The 18,870-nt window shown below is 49.4% G+C and carries 18 protein-coding genes and 1 tRNA gene; 6 read left to right on the forward strand and 13 right to left on the reverse strand.

What is annotated here, in order from left to right:
• Positions 1-90 precede the first annotated feature (90 nt).
• The 3 genes from pbp4b to ggt are packed head-to-tail and all read left to right on the forward strand — an operon-like array spanning position 91 to position 5,642.
• Positions 91-2,541, forward strand: a complete 2,451-nt coding sequence (gene pbp4b / locus FJ444_RS09790) for a penicillin binding protein PBP4B (protein WP_370298035.1) — start codon at positions 91-93, stop codon at positions 2,539-2,541.
• A gap of 48 nt (positions 2,542-2,589) precedes the next feature.
• A complete protein-coding gene (locus FJ444_RS09795; RefSeq protein WP_140958113.1) occupies positions 2,590-3,966 on the forward strand; it encodes a Na+/H+ antiporter NhaC family protein in 1,377 nt (458 codons plus the stop codon).
• Between the two features lie 2 nt (positions 3,967-3,968).
• Entirely contained in the window at positions 3,969-5,642 is a 1,674-nt protein-coding gene (gene ggt / locus FJ444_RS09800; RefSeq protein WP_140958114.1) for a gamma-glutamyltransferase, read from the forward strand.
• 150 nt (positions 5,643-5,792) lie between these two features.
• Here ggt and FJ444_RS09805 read toward each other — a convergent pair whose 3' ends face one another.
• The 6 genes from FJ444_RS09805 to FJ444_RS09830 form a co-directional block, all read right to left on the reverse strand.
• A complete protein-coding gene (locus FJ444_RS09805; RefSeq protein ID WP_140958115.1) occupies positions 5,793-6,068 on the reverse strand; it encodes a hypothetical protein in 276 nt (91 codons plus the stop codon).
• Positions 6,069-6,118: 50 nt separating this feature from the next.
• Entirely contained in the window at positions 6,119-6,703 is a 585-nt protein-coding gene (locus FJ444_RS09810) for a hypothetical protein (RefSeq protein ID WP_140958116.1), read from the reverse strand.
• Between the two features lie 110 nt (positions 6,704-6,813).
• The gene (locus FJ444_RS09815; protein ID WP_140958117.1) at positions 6,814-7,233 is read right to left on the reverse strand and encodes a VOC family protein; all 420 of its coding nucleotides are present in this window, start codon (positions 7,231-7,233) and stop codon (positions 6,814-6,816) included.
• A 273-nt stretch (positions 7,234-7,506) separates the two neighbouring features.
• Positions 7,507-8,886, reverse strand: coding sequence for an aldehyde dehydrogenase family protein (locus tag FJ444_RS09820; protein ID WP_140958118.1), 1,380 nt, complete (start codon positions 8,884-8,886; stop codon positions 7,507-7,509).
• 141 nt (positions 8,887-9,027) lie between these two features.
• A complete protein-coding gene (locus FJ444_RS09825; RefSeq protein ID WP_140958119.1) occupies positions 9,028-10,326 on the reverse strand; it encodes an adenylosuccinate synthase in 1,299 nt (432 codons plus the stop codon).
• 169 nt (positions 10,327-10,495) lie between these two features.
• Positions 10,496-10,684 (reverse strand): DUF2065 domain-containing protein, encoded by a 189-nt coding sequence (locus FJ444_RS09830; protein WP_140958120.1) that lies wholly within the window; start codon positions 10,682-10,684, stop codon positions 10,496-10,498.
• A gap of 80 nt (positions 10,685-10,764) precedes the next feature.
• Here FJ444_RS09830 and FJ444_RS09835 point away from each other — a divergent pair, with 80 nt between their 5' ends.
• Positions 10,765-11,181 carry a hypothetical protein gene (locus FJ444_RS09835; RefSeq protein ID WP_140958121.1) on the forward strand — a complete coding sequence of 139 codons (417 nt, stop codon included), beginning with the start codon at positions 10,765-10,767 and terminating at the stop codon, positions 11,179-11,181.
• Positions 11,182-11,207: 26 nt separating this feature from the next.
• Here the strand turns inward: FJ444_RS09835 and trxA are convergent, their stop codons facing one another.
• A complete protein-coding gene (trxA, locus tag FJ444_RS09840) occupies positions 11,208-12,059 on the reverse strand; it encodes a thioredoxin (protein ID WP_140958365.1) in 852 nt (283 codons plus the stop codon).
• 117 nt (positions 12,060-12,176) lie between these two features.
• On the opposite strand from trxA, the gene FJ444_RS09845 reads away from it, so the two are divergent.
• Together FJ444_RS09845 and FJ444_RS09850 are read left to right on the forward strand one after the other, a co-directional pair.
• Entirely contained in the window at positions 12,177-12,521 is a 345-nt protein-coding gene (locus FJ444_RS09845) for a DUF962 domain-containing protein (RefSeq protein WP_140958122.1), read from the forward strand.
• Between the two features lies 1 nt (position 12,522).
• Entirely contained in the window at positions 12,523-14,598 is a 2,076-nt protein-coding gene (locus tag FJ444_RS09850) for a S9 family peptidase (protein ID WP_140958123.1), read from the forward strand.
• A gap of 52 nt (positions 14,599-14,650) precedes the next feature.
• Here the strand turns inward: FJ444_RS09850 and FJ444_RS09855 are convergent, their stop codons facing one another.
• From FJ444_RS09855 to purE, 6 genes are all read right to left on the reverse strand, one after another.
• Positions 14,651-15,766: a PQQ-dependent sugar dehydrogenase gene (locus FJ444_RS09855; protein ID WP_140958124.1), complete on the reverse strand. Its 1,116-nt coding sequence runs from the start codon at positions 15,764-15,766 to the stop codon at positions 14,651-14,653.
• Between the two features lie 26 nt (positions 15,767-15,792).
• Positions 15,793-16,263, reverse strand: coding sequence for a Dps family protein (locus FJ444_RS09860; protein WP_140958366.1), 471 nt, complete (start codon positions 16,261-16,263; stop codon positions 15,793-15,795).
• A gap of 75 nt (positions 16,264-16,338) precedes the next feature.
• Complete coding sequence (locus FJ444_RS09865; RefSeq protein ID WP_140958125.1) at positions 16,339-16,827, reverse strand: copper chaperone PCu(A)C; 489 nt, start codon at positions 16,825-16,827, stop codon at positions 16,339-16,341.
• Positions 16,828-16,968: 141 nt separating this feature from the next.
• Positions 16,969-17,044 (reverse strand) — tRNA-Thr (locus FJ444_RS09870).
• 71 nt (positions 17,045-17,115) lie between these two features.
• Positions 17,116-18,264, reverse strand: coding sequence for a 5-(carboxyamino)imidazole ribonucleotide synthase (locus FJ444_RS09875; RefSeq protein ID WP_140958126.1), 1,149 nt, complete (start codon positions 18,262-18,264; stop codon positions 17,116-17,118).
• 2 nt (positions 18,265-18,266) lie between these two features.
• Positions 18,267-18,752: a 5-(carboxyamino)imidazole ribonucleotide mutase gene (gene purE / locus FJ444_RS09880; protein ID WP_140958127.1), complete on the reverse strand. Its 486-nt coding sequence runs from the start codon at positions 18,750-18,752 to the stop codon at positions 18,267-18,269.
• Positions 18,753-18,870: the final 118 nt, after the last annotated feature.

Here is an 18,870-nt window from a genome sequence, read left to right on the forward strand (position 1 = left end):
CAATATTGGAATATTTTATTATTTACATTCCGGTTGGGTATTGTTAATTTGAGCTGAATGATGAATAACACCAGTAGCAAAGGAATCTCCGTGATCAAGCGCGTAGCACGCACCCCGTTTACCTTACTGCTTTGCACCCTTCTGATGATCAGTTGTAGTAGTCGCAATGTTATTCAAATGCCGTCCAGCAACTACGGCGAAAGGGTTAAGTCACTGGTGATCCACTTCACCGCCATTGATTACGCGAAATCGGTCGACGCACTGGTAAAGGAAGGCGGACTTAGCGCGCATTATCTGGTGCCCGAATCCAATGATCCTTCCGATCCGGTGGGCAAGCCCCGGGTCATCCAACTGGTAGATGAAAACAAACGGGCCTGGCATGCCGGGCAAAGTTACTGGCAGGGTCGTACAGGCTTAAACGATCATTCTATCGGTATTGAAATTGTTAACGTACCTACCTGCGAACGGGATGGGCAGCTTGGCCCATCATTGGCAGAACATGGCAATAATCGCCTGTGCTTGTTTCCAGACTACGATCCCAAACAAATAGAAGTGGTAATTCAATTAGCTAAAGATATTCTGTCACGCAACCCGGATATTCATCCAACGGCAGTCATTGGTCATTCAGACATCGCGTTTAACCGCAAGAACGATCCAGGCCCGCGATTTCCCTGGTACGAGCTTTATCAGGAAGGGATTGGTGCGTGGTACGACAACGACACCCTTGCGCACTATTGGAAGCAATTTAATGAGCACCCGGCTTCAGTTGGACTAATTCAGGCCGCTTTTCGTGCCTATGGCTATGGTTTGGTGGAAACCGGCATAAAAGACAGCAGTACACTGAACGCGGTGTCGGCATTTCAAATGCATTTTTTACCCTGGCACGTTACGGGTGAGCCGGATAGCCGCACGGCTGCGGCCTTGTTTGCGTTGTTGGAGAAGTATTTCCCTGCCACTGCAGAAAACCTGCTGGCCCGTTATGCAAAAGAGCTACAACCTTCGGAACAATTGAGTTATGAGCCGAAACACGGTCAAATCGACGCCATCGTACCCGATATGTCCCCCTCGGAGCGCGCTTTGGTAAACGACAGGTTTTCTTTTAAAGGTTACCAAGGCCGCGGCGAATTGATGATCAAAGCCTCTGAACCCACGCGAGCTACCATTACCGTAAATGGTGAGCGAATCAACATAGACCAACCTCTGATGCCTGACACCCCTTATCAGTATTCACTAGCGCGACGAACCCGCAACGGCGTAAACACCCTTGCGGTGAGCCAGGTTGAACCTGAATCCGCTACATTGCGAGTAACAGTGCCTTTCCCCACCCTAACCGACCAGACTGAGCAAAATAAGCAGCGCTTCTCAGCAGTAGATGCGCTGATTAATCAGGAAGTGCAGCAAGGTTTTCCGGGTGCTGTACTTCTGGTAGTCAAAGACGGTGCCATTATTAAACGTACCGCTTACGGTTATGCAAAACGTTACAACGAATCTGAGCAGGAATTGATACATCCACAGCCAATGCGCACCGACACAGGCTTTGATCTGGCGTCGAATACCAAAATGTTTGCTACTACGTTTGCCCTGATGCGGCTGGTGGAAACCAGGCAACTCGACGTGTCCAAACCTATTCAATTTTATCTGCCGGAATATCAGGGTGATGGACGCGAAGCCCGCCTTGTCAGTGATTTACTGTCACACAAATCCGGTTATGCGCCAGAGATCCCGTTTCACAAGCCAGACAATCCACTTGGCCCGGCCTTCTACTCTCAGGACAAACAACGCACCTCAGAACTACTGGTAACCCAGGTGCCCTTTGACACCGGCAACGGACTAACTACCGCGTACAGCGATACCAATTTTATGCTCTTGGGTTTATTGGTTGAACGCATTACCGGTATGCCTCTGGACCAATATTGCGAAGAGCAGCTTTACGCTCCACTCGGGCTTACCCACACGCGCTTTAACCCCTTGCTTAAAGGGCATCAAAGCGAGGATTTTGCCGCCACTGAACTCATGGGCAATACCCGTGGTGGACGATTGGACTTCCCCAATATCCGCACCTATACCCTGCAGGGTGAAGTGCACGATGAAAAGGCGTTTCATGCAATGCTTGGGGTATCGGGTCATGCGGGTTTGTTTTCCACTGCTGATGATCTGGCCGTCATGGCACAACTGCTGCTGAACGGCGGCGGATATGGCACAGTGCAGCTTTTTGAAAACAGTGTACTTAATGCTTTTATTAAGCCGGATAACCGCTTTTGGAGTTACGGACTAGGCTGGCGGCGAGCGGCTAATGGCGTAAACCGCTGGCATTTTGGCCCTTACGCCAGTGAACAGGCGTTTGGCCACACCGGATGGACCGGCACAGCGACAGTTATCGACCCTGCTCTGGATTTGGCCGTCATTCTGTTGACCAATGCCCGCCACTCGCCCATTGTAGAAAATGAAGACGGCGAATTGCAATTTACCGGTAAAACCTTTGAAACCGGCAAATATGGCAGTATTGTATCGCTGGTATACGAAGCGGTACTAAACCGCTGATCCTGGCATTAATGCCACACTACAAGAACAACAACAGGGCTTTACATTATGGAATGGGTTTCCATTATTCCACCGCTGGTCGCTATCGTGATTGTTTTCTGGAAGAAAGAAGTCATTATGGCGCTGCTGATGGCGGTATTGTGCGCCGAAGCACTTATTCTCTTCACCGCAAATGACGGCTCGCTGCTTCTTGCTCCCATCACCTCTATTGAACGGGTGGTGGACGTTGCAACCAGTGCGGGCAACACACGGATTTTGTTATTCAGTGTGCTGGTAGGTGCACTGCTTGCCTATATTCGCGATTCCGGCGGGGTCACCGCCACCGTTAATTGGCTTACCCAGCGCGGTGTTGCGCGTAGTAAGCGTCAGGTGGGTGGATTAACCATGGCCACTGGCATAGTGGTATTCATTGAATCCAACCTGAGTGTACTCACCGCAGGTATTTTCGCGCGAGGGCTGTTCGATAAATTCGGCATGAGCCGCGCACGACTGGCCTACCTGATAGACAGTACCAGTGCACCTGTGTGTATATTAATTCTGTTAAATGGCTGGGGGGCATTTGTACTGGGCATGCTCGACACATACGACCTACCCGAGTCTTCCGCCAGTATTTTGTGGGGTTCAGTGCCCTTTAACTTTTACGCCATCATTGCCCTGGTACTTGCAGCCTATACCGTATTTGCCGACAAGGTACACGGCCCAATGGCAAAAGCAGAACAGCAGTTAAGTAGTAACCAGCAAACACTCGAGGCCGCTCCGGCAACCAAAGCCAGTTACATGGTAGTCCCTATTGTTACCATGGTGTTGAGCATGGTGGGCTTTATGCTGTGGACAGGAAACGGTGAAATTGCCCAGGGCAGCGGCAGTAAATCGGTACTTTACGCCACCATACTGGCGACTGCCGTTGCTTACCTGATGCTGGTTTTTGGCAAGCGGTTCACTCATCATGAAGCCGTTGAAACCGGCTTTAAAGGCATGGGAGAAATTCTGCCACTGGTTACGATTGTACTGTTGTCGTTAACCCTGGGCAGCAGCCTTAAAATTCTGGGTACCGGCGTATTCGTGGCAGGATTAGTTGGTGAGTACTTACCAGTTGTACTGGTAGTGCCCATGTTGTTTATTGCTGGTGCCATAATGTCATTCACTACCGGTACATCCTGGGGAACCTTTGCTATTTTGATCCCAATTGGTGTGCCGCTAATCCAGCAGTTAGGCTTGCCGCCTTCTTTAGTGATAGGCGCCATTCTGGGTGGCGGGGTGTTTGGCGACCATTGCTCGCCAATTTCTGATACCACAGCGGTATCGTCCATCGCCTCCGGCTGTGACTTGCTGGAACACGTAAGAACCCAATTACCCTATGCATTGGTTGGCGGAGGACTGGCCCTCGTCGCTTACCTCGTCGCAAGTATTATAATGGTGGGATAACAATGCGAATATTACTGATCACATTAGGCTTGTTCGGGCTGGTTGCCTGCTCGAATCAACCTGCAAATCAAACGACATCTGATTATGCGGTAGCCATGCCCGACAAGTTCGGCGCACAAGTAGCCATGGACGTTCTGGAACAGGGCGGCAATGCCGTGGATGCTGCTATCGCAGCCCAGTTCGCGCTGGCAGTAACCTACCCGGAGGCAGGTAACATTGGTGGCGGCGGCTTTATGACCATCTATATCGATGGACAATCCGATTTTCTGGATTACCGTGAAATGGCGCCGGAAGCTGCCTCTCGCGATATGTATTTAGACGCCGACGGCAACGTTCATCCCACGGACTCCTTATTTGGTGCCAAAGCGTCCGGTATTCCTGGCACGGTTGCCGGCATGTGGGAAGCTCACCAGAAATACGGCAAACTGCCCTGGGCCAGACTGGTTCAGCCTGCCGTGTCGCTGGCAAAAGATGGATTTAACGTGCCGCCAAAACTGGCTGGACGTGTGAGCCGCTATATTAAGCGATTAGGTGAAAATAGCCGCGAGAGCAATTTTGAAACCTATTTTGGCGCCGCTGCTGAACCAGAGGTGTTATTTACGCAACCTGAACTGGCCGCCACACTGGCTCGCATTCGCGACCAGGGACCGGATGGCTTCTACAAAGGTGAAACGGCCGATGCCATCGTAGCCTACATGCAGAAAACCAATGGGTTAATGACCCACCGTGATTTAACCAATTATCACGCCAAATGGCGCACGCCGCTGACATTTGATTGGCGCGGCTACAAAATCGTTACGGCGCCACCGCCTAGTTCAGGGGGGATCGCTGTAGCACAATGGCTGGGTATGGTTGATAGCGTATTAAGCACCAATGTAATGCCTGCACACAACTCTGCGCCCTATTTGCACATGGTGTCAGAAGCCGGCAAACGCGTATTCGCCGACCGTGCTGAATATCTGGGTGACCCGGATTTTGTTAATGTGCCACAGAGCCAGTTAATGGCACCGGCGTATATCGAAAGCCGGGCCAAAGACATTAACCTGACCGCTATTTCCGCTACAGAAGGCATACAACCTGGTTTGCATGAAAGTGAAGACACCACCCACTTTTCTATTGTTGATCAATGGGGTAATGCCGTATCGAATACCACCACCATTAACCTGAGTTTTGGTGCAGGCGTGGTAGCTGAGGGCGCAGGATTTCTGTTAAACGACGAAATGGATGACTTTAGTGCCAAACCTGGCGTCCCCAATTTCTTTGGGGCAATGGGCGGCGATGCCAACGCAATTGAACCGTTCAAACGCATGTTGTCGTCGATGACACCGACTATTGTTCTGGATAACGACAAGGTTAAGCTGGTTACCGGCTCCCCCGGTGGCACCACCATTATCTCCTCAGTAACACTCTCTGTATTCAATACGCTGTTATATGGCATGAGTGCAGAAGAGGCAGTGAACAGCCCGCGCTTCCATCATCAGTTATGGCCCAAAGATACTATTCGTGTACACGATGGATTTAGTGCTGAGACATTGGCAACCCTGAAAGCAATGGGTTATACCATTGACGAAAGCCGCTTTGGCGATCTGCACCTGATTTTAAGCGAAAACGGCAAGCTGTCTGCGGCGTCTGAGAAAAACGGCCGTGGCAAGGCAGAGGTTCGCAGTACCCATTAATCCACCGCGGGGAACGGCACCTGTTGTTCCCCACTTAGAACTCAACGCGTTCTGCATGGTACAGTAGCGACTAGTAAGCGGGCATTAGGTTTTTATTTATGCCCGTTTTTTGCGCTGATCCCGTTTTGGGTTCAGCCTGTCAGCGCATTGTTATCTCAGCGTAAGCGCGGGAAGATAACCCGTAAAATACGCCACAACCAAACTCAGTACAATCAAGCCCACCATAGCACAACTAAAGCCCGTATGTGCCCGCTGATGCCGGAATATAGCCCGCTCACGGGATTGAGAGTGTGGATAAGATCCAAGGGTGAATACCTTGCACACCGGCCAGCCAACGGCATAACACACACCCCAGAACAACCAACCCAAAAACACCTTTGATAATGAGCGCCTGCGCTGACCATCAGTTATAAATTCTTCACGCATGATGTCGCTCCTTTATTATTATTTTTTTGCGATTAACGTGAGCAGTCGCATTAATTTAATGTATTGTCGTTTGTCTCGTACTGACTATTGTGCAGCAGTTGCGCCTGGGCAATTTTCTGCTCAGACTCCGCTTTTGTTATTACTTTTTGTTCTGCCAACCACTGAAACTTCCTGATTTCGTTTTGCAGATCGTTTTCAGGATTCACATCGCCGTACCAATTAAGCAATTGTGCCTTTCTGCGTGCATGCAGCGTATCGACTATTTGCTGATGCTGCTTGTTCTGGAGTACCAGTACATGACCCTGATCAGTTCGAAACACCGAGTAGCGGGTTTTAGAAAAATGCGCCCACAATACACATGCCGTTCCCACCATTAGCCAAAAACCTTTGCCAGACAGGCTCAGGTCATTAAACAACGCCCAACCAATTTGGGCCACACCCAGCGCAATCCATAAAAAACCCACGTTGCGCAACCATTCGTTTTGCTCAATGGTTACCGACGACTTCACCGGAAAATCAGCGTAGTTTACATCGATGTCTCCTGCGCCTGATTTATCCTCATAAGCAAAATTGAAGTGGTCTTCCTTCAGGGTAAACGTATGCTTAACGCCGCGTTTCTTTTGGATAAACTCCATTTATCTCGTTCCTGTTGTGTTAACTGCTTGTGATTCGACCAGCGCCGAATACAATAGTTTCATACTAACAATAAGTTAGCAAAAAAAGCCAGTATCATTTTGCGTATTTTTTAATCTACCGCAAACAACTGTTTCATATCTTTAAACGCTTTGAATTCCAGCGCATTACCCGCAGGATCCATAAAGAACAAGGTAGCTTGCTCGCCCGCCTGCCCTTTAAAACGGATGTATGGCTCAATTACAAATGACACACCAGCCGCAGTAAGTCTGTCGGCCAGCTGTTGCCAGTCAGCCATGCCAAGCACCACACCAAAATGCGGCACGGGCACATTGTGGCCATCTACGCTATTGTATTCCGGTGGTGTTGGCATACGTTTTACGCAATGCGTAACTAACTGGTGCCCATACAAGTCCCAATCGATCCAGTGAGTATCACTTCTGCCCTGCTTACAGCCCAGCAAGTCACCGTAAAACGCACGGGCCTTATCTAAATCGTCTACCGGAATGGCTAAATGAAAAGGTTGCGTCATACCCTGCCCTTATGTCGGATAATGAAAATCTGTCAAAGCACATTCGCGTTTACACCGCGAATGTATGATGAAAGGAAGCATAGTAGAAAATAAAGTGATAAACGCAAAGCGCTGTGTGTTGTTTTGTCGCTTTTAATACGCTTCGTCTCTTATTTTCAAATCAAACGCTCAGGTTATCGAATTGAAAGTTAGCACGCCCAAAAGGGAACATTTAACTTTTATTAGAGCCGTTCTAAAACCGATGAAAAGAAGCTGGCAATAGACGAAATAGTGCTAAAGCAACTTCTTCAACAAATAGCGTTTCCGCGCACTGGACGGCGCGTAGCGAATAGCCACGTCGAACCAGAAGCTGCGTTTCATAACACTCTTATGGTGAGAAAACGTATCAAAGCCAAATTTACCGTGATAACGCCCCATGCCACTAAAACCAGTACCGCCAAAAGGCAGCTCCGGATTTGCCATGAACATCATTACATCGTTTATACATATACTGCCCGCACTTACTTCACCGACGATTTGCTGCTGTACCGATTGACGATGGCTAAACAAATAGGCCGCCAGAGGTTTTGGCCGGCGTTTCACAAAATCAAAGGCTTCCTGCACACTGCTGACTTCAAGTAGCGGCATAACAGGGCCAAATATTTCTTCCTGCATAACAGGGCTGTCGATATCCGGATTAAGCACAATAGTGGGGGCTATGCGAAGTGCTGATTCGTCAACCTGCCCGCCCATCACAACATTCTGTTGCTGCAAATAACCGCGCAGGCGGTCGAAATGGGTGCGGTTTACAATCCGTCCGTAATCCTTACTGGTCAGCGGCTGAGTGCCGAACTGGCGGGCGATTTCCTGCTCCAGCAACAAAAGAAACTCCCGGGTTACCGAACGCTCTACCAACAGGTAATCCGGTGCAATGCAAGTTTGACCTGCGTTAGTCCATTTTCCCCAGACCACACGGCGCGCACTCACCGCCAGGTCGGTTTCACTATCGATAATGCACGGACTTTTGCCACCCAATTCCAGCGTTACTGGCGTTAAATGGTTAGCCGCTGCTTGCATTACAATTTTGCCCACGCGGTCGCCACCTGTGTAGAAGATGTGGTCGAAGGGCAATGTCAGTAGTTCCGCCGCTTCTTCTTTACCACCTTCTATCACTGAAATTGCATCGCCGTCCAGATAACGCGGCACAAGTGAAGCCATTAATGCTGAGCTGGCTGGCGATAATTCAGAAGGTTTCAACAAAGCGCAATTGCCTGCAGCCAGGGCCGCAATATAAGGTGCCAGAGTAAGTTGTACGGGGTAATTCCAGGCACCAATAATCAATACGGTTCCAAGTGGCTCTGGTTGAATAAAACTGCGCCCCGGTTGTGCCACTATGGGCGTGCTTACCCTTACGGGCTTCATCCATTGCTTGAGGTGTTTCTTGGTATGTTTAATGTCACTCAGCAAAAAGCCAATTTCAGTTGTAAAGGCTTCGCTTTGACTTTTGCCCAGATCTTCTGCCAAAGCATTGCAAAACGCTTGCTCATTTTCCGTAAGCAGGCGCTGCAGGGCTTCCAACTGTGATTTTCTCCACGCGTACGTGCGCGTTTTACCTAGCTGAAAGGTTTGCTGTAAACGTTCAAACGCCTGAACAATTGGGGTATTTTGCGACATTACTGGTCAACTCCACCTTAACTGGACCGACCTATCCTAACACTAATTTACGCCAATCCGCACTGGAGATTATTCGAGTGGCCAGCAGGCAAAAAAAAGCCCCGGCATCGGGGCTTTATCGATTTGAACTACGCAGAGCGCTTACGCGTCGTAAGGGTGGCGCAGTACAATTGTTTCGTTGCGATCCGGACCTGTAGAAATAATGTCTACCGGTACACCCGTTAATGCTTCCAGGCGCGCAATATAGTTTTTCGCCGCCTGAGGCAGTTTTTCATATTCAGTCACGCCGAAAGTGGTATCGCTCCAGCCTGGCATTTCTTCATATACAGGAGTAACCAATTCGTAACCATCGGCAGCCATTGGCGGCACATCTTTAATGTTGCCGTCTTTGTCTTTATAACCAACGCAAATTTGCAGGGTTTTCAGACCATCCAGCACGTCCAGCTTGGTTAAGCAAAAACCAGTAATGGAGTTAATCTGTACGGCGCGCTTCATTGCTACCGCATCAAACCAGCCAGTGCGGCGTTTACGACCAGTAGTAGCACCAAATTCGTGACCTTTCACGCCCAGATGCTCACCCACTTCACAGGCAAGCTCAGTTGGGAACGGGCCTGAACCCACGCGAGTGGTATAGGCTTTTACAATACCCAGTACGTAATCCAGGTTGAGCGGACCAAAGCCAGCGCCTGTTGCTACGCCACCTACGGTGGTGTTTGAAGACGTAACATAAGGGTACGTGCCGTGGTCGATGTCCAGTAACGTGCCTTGTGCACCTTCAAACATAATTGGCAGACCCGCTTTCTGAGCCTTATCCAGCTCATCAGTTACATCTACCACCATGGCGCGCAATATGTCGGCAACTGCCAGCGCATCAGCCAGGGTTTTATCGAAATCAACCGGCTCTGCACCATAGTACTGAGTCAGTGTGAAGTTATGTACGTGTAATACTTCTTTCAGCTTAGCGGCGAAGTCTTCTGCATTAAACAGATCGCCAACGCGTAAACCGCGACGGGATACTTTGTCTTCATATGCCGGACCAATACCGCGGCCTGTGGTTCCGATGGCTTTGTTACCGCGCGCTTTTTCACGAGCCACATCCAGTGCCACGTGATAAGGCAGAATAAGCGGGCAGGCTTCGCTGATCTTAAGACGCTCGCGTACCGGTACGCCGCGTGCTTCAAGCATGCCGACTTCAGTCATCAGCGCTTCCGGGCTCAACACCACACCGTTACCAATAATACAGGTTACATTGTCGCGCAGAATACCAGAGGGGATCAGGTGCAAAACGGTTTTTTGACCGTCGATCACCAGGGTGTGACCAGCGTTGTGTCCGCCCTGATAGCGCACAACATACTTTGCCCGGTCAGTGAGTAGATCTACTACCTTACCTTTACCCTCGTCACCCCATTGGGTACCGAGGACTACAATATTTTTAGCCATGAGTCGAGTATGTGTAAAAAATTAGGCGTGGATTCTATCAAAATTCCCCACACCTGATCATCTGTTTTATGCACAAATATTCAGCACGGAGTGATTTAATAAGGAATATCTTACAATTAATACCAATAACGAGGGTGCTACCGGTTATCCCTTACCATCGAGAAACGAATCAGGTTGTTGCCCAGAGTAGCCACAATGCGCCAATAATCACGGTGACACCACCAATTTGCCGCAGTTGGGCAACAGTCAAACTGCTGAGCTCCTTGATATAGGCTTTCCATCTGTTTGGAAAACAAAGGGGGCCCAGCCCTTCCAAAATCACTACCATGGCTATTGCTGGCCAGAACCAATCAGGCATTTTTGGCTATCTCCAAATTTTTATGTTGCAACACAGTATTTCCCTCTATACTCAGCGTACACCTGTTAACTGAATGTGCCATGCTATTTCCTAATTTAGGTCAGTTTAGCCTGACGGTTTCCAACAATATACTGGAAGTCTACGTTACCGGCGCCTGGGATTTGGCCATGGCGAATTTGCTGGTAGACGAAATGCTGCCAGTATCAGAAACATTCAACAATACCCCATGGGCGGCCATCATTGACTGTCGCCGATGGGTGCTCAGCACGCCTGAATCTCAGGTTAAAGTGCGGGAGGGCATTGCCCGTAATATCAGCAAAGGCTTGTGCAGGGCGGCGTATGTGGTAGACACAAATCACATAAAACACGCGCAATTAGAGCGAACAAATCCGCAAATGGTAAGCAATAATCCGGCCCTGAAAGCATATAAAAGGCAGTATTTCACCAGTTATCTGGAAGCACTAAAGTGGCTTCAAGGCGATGGATATACGCCCTGAGAGACGACCCTCCCAGGGCAGTTCAATTAATACATCAGGCTGTACAGTTTTCTGCGATAGGTCGACTTCAGCGCGTCGCCATCAGGCAGGGCGTTAATCACATCCAGCATGGTTTTCTTTGCTTCACCAAAACCAAAGTCTTTTAACAGCACACCGTGCAGTAGTTCCAGCGCCTCAGCCGAACGCTGCACCCGATAAAGGGCCACAGCCAAATCCACTTTTAACTGCAGGTTGTCGGGTTGTGCTTCAACCTGTTCAAACAAAGCGCGAATTTCCGGGGTATCGGCGGCTTGCTCGGCGAGTTCTATTTTAGCCTGGAGTGACTGGTAGCGATGATCCTGGTCGACCATTTTAATTTCGCCTAGCAGGGTTTTTGCCTGCTCCAGCGCACCTGTCTCGACTAAACAATCAATGTACAAAAACTTACTATCGATATTACCGGGATTGATGTCGTAGGCCTGCTTCGCAAACGGAAAGGCTGCCGCATAATCGCCTTCGGCAAGGCATTCAGACGCCTTTTGCAAGTATTCATCTTCCGGGCTTGGCAAATATTTCGCTAACATAGCGCGAATTTCGGATTCTGGCTGTACGCCGGCAAATCCATCAACCGGTTGCGCGTCTTTCACTACCATAACGGTAGGCAGGTTGCGAATACCAAACTGTGCGGCCACCTCTTGCTGGCGATCACAGTCTACTTTCGCCAATAGCAGTGTATCGGGGTAATCTCTGGCAATTTTCTCCAGTACCGGCATCAAATCTTTACATGGCTCACACCATTCGGCCCAAAAATCAATCAGGACAACTTTCTCTCTGGAGATTTCCAGAATAACCTGCTGGAAATTCTCGACGGTCAGGTCAACAATATTGTTCGACATCATCTGCGGTATGCTCATTTGTCAGTATTAGCGTTGTGTAACAATATGGGCATCCTGAACGCAATTACAAGTATCCAGGCCAATTACTCGCTGAAAACAACAATTGATAACGAGGCAGTCATGACAGAAAAACACGCAGGTCCCTTTAACCGCTTTAGCGATTTTTACCCTTACTATCTGAACGAACACCGCGATCCGAGATGCAGGTTGATGCATTTCATCGGCTCGACGCTGGTAATAATCTTATTGATCTTGTCTGCTGTTACCGGGCATTGGATGCTACTGTGGTGCTTACCGTTGGCTGGATACGGTTTTGCCTGGGTAGGACACTTTGTTTTTGAACACAATAAACCCGCAACGTTTCGTTACCCTTTTTATAGTCTGTTGGGCGACTGGGTAATGTATAAAGATATTTGGACGGGCAATATTTCCCTTACAACGACAGAAAACCGGGACAATAAATAAGATGAAAGCACCTGTAAAACCCATGATGCTGGCTACTGCACTGCTATCTGTTAGCGGGCTGGTAAATGCCACTGAACCTGCAAAGTACTTCGACTACCCACACGTCTTTGAATTGGAATACGCGGCCTCTCCGCTGTTCACTCCCGACGGTAAGCAAGTGATCTACGAGCGCCGCAGCAACGATATCATGCACGACCGTACGCATATTAGTCTGTGGCGTTATGACATTAAACAAGGGACACATCGTCCACTGTTGTCTGAAAGCGCAAGCGTCCGCAACCCGGTTATTTCGCCAGATGGCAAAAAGCTGGCGTACCTGTCAGACCGCGATGGAGGTCAGCAATTGTATATTCGCTACCTTGATACAGGTGAAGACGCCAAATTAACCAATTTAAGTTACTCGCCCGGTAGTATTGTGTGGTCGCCTGACAGCCAGCAACTGGCATTCACCCTGTTTACCCCCGTATCCGAAAAACCGTTATTTACCGGTATGCCGGCCAAACCAGCCAAAGCAGAATGGGCACCCACGGGCAGCTATATTGAAAAAACTAACTATCGCTTCGATGGTGCGGGGTATGCACCCTCTGGATTTTCTCAGATATATGTTCTCCCTGCAGATGGCGGTACACCGCGTCAGCTCACGTTTGATGCATATCCAAACAATGGCGACCTGAGCTGGAACAAAGCCGGTACCCATATTTATTTCTCCATGAATCCCAGTGACAACTACGCCATGGAAGTCATGAGCAGCGACATTTATCAAATCGATGTAAAAACATCGCAAGTCACTCAAATTACCGATTTGGCTGGGCCGGAATCAGCGCCCATGCTCAGCCCCGACGGCAAGTATCTGGCGTTTCGTTATGTTAACGATCGCAAACTCAGCCACCAGCAATCCGACATTTGGGTAATGACGCTGGCTAATGGCAAGATGCGTAACATTACCGAACAACTGGATCGTCAGGTTGACCAGGCAGAATGGGCACCAGACAGCGATAGCTTGTATATCAGCTATCAGGACCACGGTCAGGTAAAATTATCTGAATTTTCACTCAATGGCAGCGAAACATCGTTGAATGTGACCCTTTCAGGGCAGTCCCTGGGACGTCCGTACACATCGGGGCAATTTGCGGTATCGGTAAATGACGAGATAGCTTACACCTATTCTTCTGGCACCCGCCCAGCGGATTTATTCCTGAGAAGCAAGCGCGGTAAAACATCATCCATTTCAAACCTCAATGAAGATGTACTTGGGCATCTCACTATGTCTGATATTCAGGCGTTAACCGTAACGTCATCAGTAGACGGCAAAACCATTGACGCCTGGATGCTGTTACCGCCGGATTTTGATGCAACCAAAACCTACCCGCTTATTCTGGAAATTCACGGCGGACCTCACACTGCTTATGGCCCACACTTTGGTGCTGAAATCCAGTTAATGGCGGCCAAAGGTTATATTGTTGTGTGGTCGAATCCTCGCGGCAGCACGTCGTACGGTGAAGACTTCGCCAATCTTATCCACCACAATTACCCGTCTCAGGATTACAACGACTTGATGGACGTGGTTGATGGCGTGATAGCCAAGGGTAATGTAGATACGAAAAATCTGTTTATTACCGGTGGTTCGGGTGGTGGCGTACTCACGGCATGGTCGATTGGCAAAACCGATCGCTTTGCTGCCGCGGTTGTTGCTAAGCCGGTAATTAACTGGATGAGCTTTGCCCTAACAGCCGACGCCTACCCCTATTTTAGTCAGTACTGGATGCCAGGGATGCCTTGGGAGATACCAGAACACTTGTGGAAACATTCGCCGCTGTCGTTGGTAGGTAATGTTACCACACCCACACTGCTGCTTACCGGCGAGTCAGATTACCGCACGCCGATCAGTGAATCCGAGCAGTTTTATCAGGCATTAAAATTAAAAGGTGTTGATGCAGCGATGTTGCGTTTACCGGGCGCCTCGCATGGCATTGCATCCAAGCCATCACGGCTGATTCAAAAGGTGGGAAATATTCTGGCCTGGTTTGAGCGCTATAAAACCAGCAGTGACGATACGTCTCCATCTGAGGCCAAATAAGCAAGTTGAGCGCGCTACCTGCTTGGGTAGCGCACTTCATACCGGATATTGATTACATCTTTGGCGTAACTTGCAGTAATTTACCGTTGTCTTCGTCGGTTAACAGGTAGATAAAGCCATTCGGACCTACTTCGACGTCGCGAATACGTTCGTTGCGATCTTTAAGGTATTCGGTTTGTGAAACCGGCTCACCTTTGTCGTTAAAACTGATCCGGCGCAGATGGCGGAATTTCAGTGCGCCAACCAGTAAATCACCCTGCCATGCTTTAAACACATCCCCGTTATAAAACGTCATTCCGCTGGGGGCTATTGAAGGATTCCAGTACAACACTGGCTGTTCCATGCCGTCCTGATGGGTTTTATCAGAGATAATATCGCCATTGTAGTCGATACCATAAGTGATCACCGGCCAGCCATAGTTGTTGCCCGCTTTGATCAGGTTAATCTCGTCGCCGCCTTTGGGTCCATGCTCCATGGCCCATACTTCACCGGTTTCCGGATGAACGGTCAGCCCCTGCACGTTGCGGTGGCCATAACTGAACACTTCGGGCGCCTTACCCTCTGCAAACGGATTGTCTGAAGGCACGCCACCGTCTTTGCCGATTCGCACTATCTTGCCAAAATGGTTGTCGGTGTTTTGCGCTTCTTTCATGTACTTGTAGCGATCGCCCAGTGCTATATAAAGATCGTTTTCAGCGTCAAACGCTAACCGACAACCAAAGTGAAAACCATTGTCGACCACCGAGTCGGCGATAAAGATATCCTTAACATTCTTGAGTTCACCGGCCGCATAAGTAGCGCTGGCAACAGACGAACTGCTACCGCCTTCTGTGGGACGCGAGTAACAGAAATAAATGGTTTGGTTATTGGCGAAATCAGGATCTGCAATCACATCCAGCAGGCCGCCCTGATTGTTGGCAGCAACCTGAGGCACGCCTTTCAATGGGCTACTCAACCCAGAAGCAAAATTAAATGCGCGCATCTGCCCACTGCGTTCAGTAATAAGTACTTCGCCAGTAGGCAGGAATGTCATTCCCCAAGGGTGGTTAAGTCCTGTGGCCAGTTCGGTAACGGTGACGTCTTCTGTCGCTTGGCTGCTAAACGCAACAGCACCGGCGAAAGCCAGTGCTGTTAGTTTGGCAACCCGTTTTATAGGCTGCTTCATCATTGTTATTCTCGTTTTTAACGTTGAATTTACTGTACCATAGCGCGCAGCATCCAGGCGGTTTTTTCGTGGACTCGCATACGATCTGAGACCAGTGCCGAAGTGGATTCGTCATCGGCATCTTGGGCTACACGTAGCACACTGCGGCAGGTTTTCACAACCTGTTCGTGGCCGTGAGTTAACAGCCTTACCATCTCAGACGCTTCAGGCACACCGTCAACTTCTTCAATACTGCTTAATTCAGCAAACGCACGGTAAGTACCAGGCGCAGCAAAACCCAATGTACGAATACGCTCAGCAATATCATCCACTGCCAGCGCCAGTTCGTTGTAGTGTTCTTCGAACATCAGATGCAGTTCACGGAACTGAGGCCCGGTCACGTTCCAGTGAAAGTTGTGAGTTTGCAAATACAGGGTGTACGAATCGGCCAGTACTTTTTTCAGGCCCCCGGCAATGGCTTCGCGATCGGTTTCTGATATACCAATGTCAATCTTGCTCATCATTCACTCCTTAGCTTTAATCGGTTGTGTTATTTATAGAGGGAAATCGCATAATAGGATGACTCCTCTTGCCCATCACTCATGGTGGTGATGCGACTGCTCACTGCCACCCTTACCTACGGTTACGGTGGTGATAATGGGCGGTTGATTGACGAAGGTCAGTGTTATATCGAACGTCGTCCCTTCGTTTAGTGGTTTAGTTAACCCCAGTAACATTACATGGTAGCTGCCCGACTTAAATTCAACCATGTCTCCCGGCGCAATTTCGATGCCATCAGTCATTTGGCGCATCTTCATCATATCGCCTTCCATTACCGTGGTATGCAGTTGTGCTTCTGCGGCAACAGCGCTGTCTACACTTACTCCGGTCAACGTAACGGCGCGCTCACTGTGGTTCATAACGGTAAAATACACGGCACCAGTAGTAGCCATGGCAAAGGTAGCACGGGCATTAGCATTGTGTACCATTACACCTTGCATAGCGGTAATTGCACCCGCGTAAACTAAGCCCAATACGCAAACACTGAGCGCGACAGCGCGCTTTACTACAGACAAATGAGGCATGTATTTTGTTTTCTTTTGTGTCGTTTACCTGTTAACAATGTAGACGATAAAAGCCTGTTAAAACAAGCGAGAAAACATGAATTATTGATCTGGATAAGCGATTCGCCTGATTGAAAAAAACGAATTGCTTTAAGAGGGAAATGGTGCCGACTGCCGGAATCGAACTGGCGACCTACTGATTACAAGTCAGTTGCTCTACCAACTGAGCTAAGTCGGCCCATTAAGTTTTGCACTTACCCTTCTGGGTAAGCGCGCCGCATTGTATGCTGCGACGCGTGAATGTCAAGCTTACTTTTGCAAACGTGACGCTTCTTTTATTAATTCAGGGAAGTGTTCTGCTGATAAATAGCCTGAAAGCTGTTCCAGTTTAGCGCCAAGTGCCTGATAACTGCCCGCAGTGACGTTGATGTGGCCCATTTTGCGCTTGTTGCGCACCGTTTTGCCATACCAGTTTAGATGTACCCCAGGCAAGCTGAGTAACGCCAGGTCATGGCTGTCGCAACCAATGATATTGATCATTGCACTTACCGCGGCGTTACCACCAATATTAGCCGTATCGCCGAGGGGTAAATCCAGCACCGCACGCAGGTGATTTTCGAACTGACTGGTATCCGCACCGGCCTGAGTCCAGTGACCAGAGTTGTGTACACGTGGAGCTAGCTCGTTCACCAGCAGTGTGTCGCCACATTGGAACAATTCCACTGCGAGTACACCCACATAATCCATGCCTTCTACCAGCTTGCTGAAAATCTCCAACGCTTTGGCTGTTAGCGCATCATTGCTGTTCGTAGCGGGCGCTACTGACACATGCAACTGCCCCTGGTAATGCAGGTTTTCCGCCAGCGGATAGACCTTGATTTCCCCACTTACATTGCGCGCGCCAATCAACGACACTTCGCGGTCGAACTGCAGCATTTGCTCAACCACCAACGGTACGCGCACCAAATCCAACCCTTCAAGTTGCGCCTTTAGTGCAGGTAAATCTGACTTTTGCGACAAACGCCACTGGCCATAACCATCGTAGCCGTCACGGCTGGCTTTAATGATCAGGCGCTCGCCCAATGCTTCAACGCAGGCATCCAATTGCGCAAGGTCCGTTACGATGTGGTGCGCACAGTTGGGAATACTCAAACGTTCCAGTAGTGCTTTTTCGCGCACGCGATCAGCCCCAACCAGAATCGCTTCTTTGTTCGGATACAATTTGCCGGATTGCTCAGCGGTTTCAAGCAAGCCTTCCGGCACATGCTCAAACTCAACGGTAAGCACATCGGCGCGTTCAATGGCTTGCGCTAACGTGCAATCCAGCGGTTGCTTGCTTACGGGGTGAACGACCGCGTTGTTGCTTACATCGACAGCCTGTACATCAATCCCTAACGCTGCGCCGTCCAGATACATCATCTGTGCCAGCTGTCCGGCACCGTATACCAGCACTTGCATAATTATAACTCCAGCTTACCACTTGCTAATACGGTGTCAGTTTGCGACTTTCTGAACGCTATCACTGCTTCACGCACTTGTGGGTCTTGCAAAGCAACCACCTGCGCAGCCAGTAGACCGGCATTGGCCGCGCCCGCCTCACCAATAGCTAACGTGCCTACCGCAACGCCTTTTGGCATTTGCACAATAGACAGCAACGAATCCATACCATTGAGAGCTTTAGACTGAACAGGACATCCAAATACAGGTAAATGGGTGTGGGCAGCAATCATACCAGGAAGATGCGCGGCGCCACCAGCGCCTGCAATAATAGCGCAGAAGCCTTTATCTTCAGCCGTTTCGGCAAATTCCACCAGTAAATTTGGCGTTCGGTGTGCTGACACTACCTGAGCTTCAAACTCAACGCCAAATTGCTTTAACATTAACGCGGCATTCTGCATGGTAGGCCAATCTGATGTAGACCCCATAACGATCGCGACTTTTGCCATGATGCTGTCCTCACTGGCTAGTTGTAATCAACAGGTGCTGGAATAATACACAGCGCTCGAAAAGCGGCCGATATTAGCCTATTTTGGTACATTTGCCCATAGCCCGCCCAATCCAATA

This window comes from Aestuariibacter sp. GS-14 (assembly GCF_006494365.1).
GTDB classification, from domain to species: Bacteria; Pseudomonadota; Gammaproteobacteria; order Enterobacterales; family Alteromonadaceae; genus Alteromonas; species Alteromonas mangrovi.